The organism is Paenibacillus aurantiacus, assembly GCF_042431225.1.
Lineage (GTDB): Bacteria > Bacillota > Bacilli > Paenibacillales > Paenibacillaceae > Paenibacillus_Z > Paenibacillus_Z aurantiacus.
In genome coordinates this window covers 1-798 of record NZ_JBHMDO010000013.1, presented here as the reverse complement: position 1 = coordinate 798, position 798 = coordinate 1, and the positions used below count along the sequence as shown (strand labels likewise).

Annotated in this window: 1 pseudogene; it reads left to right on the top strand. The window is 50.3% G+C overall.

Annotated features, from left to right (window positions below):
* Nucleotides 1-106: 106 nt before the first annotated feature.
* Nucleotides 107-798 (top strand): annotated as a pseudogene (locus ACFFSY_RS06875) (IS256 family transposase); the annotation flags it as partial.

Sequence of the window (798 nt, the reverse complement as noted above, 5' to 3'; positions counted from 1 at the left end):
ATATTTTTCGTGAAACGCTTGACATTATATTAGCTGGTTTGTGTAAACTCTCAAACCGAATTTTAGATTACAATGAGAGAAAGGTTGGTTTGAGAGGATGGCACCTATGGCGAGATTCAATAAGGAACAAGTGAAGGCGTTTGTGAAGGAGAATAACCTCAAGACGATGGACGATGTGCAATCCGCACTGAAAGAGCTGTTTGCAGAGACGCTGCAATCGATGCTGGAGGCGGAATTGGACACGGAGCTGGGCTACGAGAAGCACGACGTGAAGAGCAAAACGACGTCTAACAGCCGTAACGGCAAGAGCAAGAAGACCGTAACGAGCGAGTACGGAGACGTCGAGATTAGCGTCCCACGAGACCGTAACGGCGAGTTCGAGCCTGTCATCGTGAAAAAGCATCAGTCCACCGTGACCGGCATTGAGGACCAGATCATCGCTATGTACGCCAAAGGTGTCAGCACACGGGATATCCAGGACCACCTGAATCAGCTGTACGGCATTGACGTCTCGCCAACGATGATCTCGAACGTGACGAACAAGATTGTCCCCCTCATCAAAGAATGGCAGAATCGGCCGCTGCAGGGCATTTATGCGGTCGTCTTTATGGACGCCATCCACTACAAAGTGAAGCAAGACGGCGCCATTGTGAACAAGGCGGCGTACATGGTCATTGGCATTGATTTAGACGGCAATAAGGACGTACTGGGCATGTGGATTGGGGAGAACGAGTCCTCAAGTTCTGGCTCAGTGTGCTCAACGACCTGCGTAACCGTGGTGTTCAAGACATCCTAATC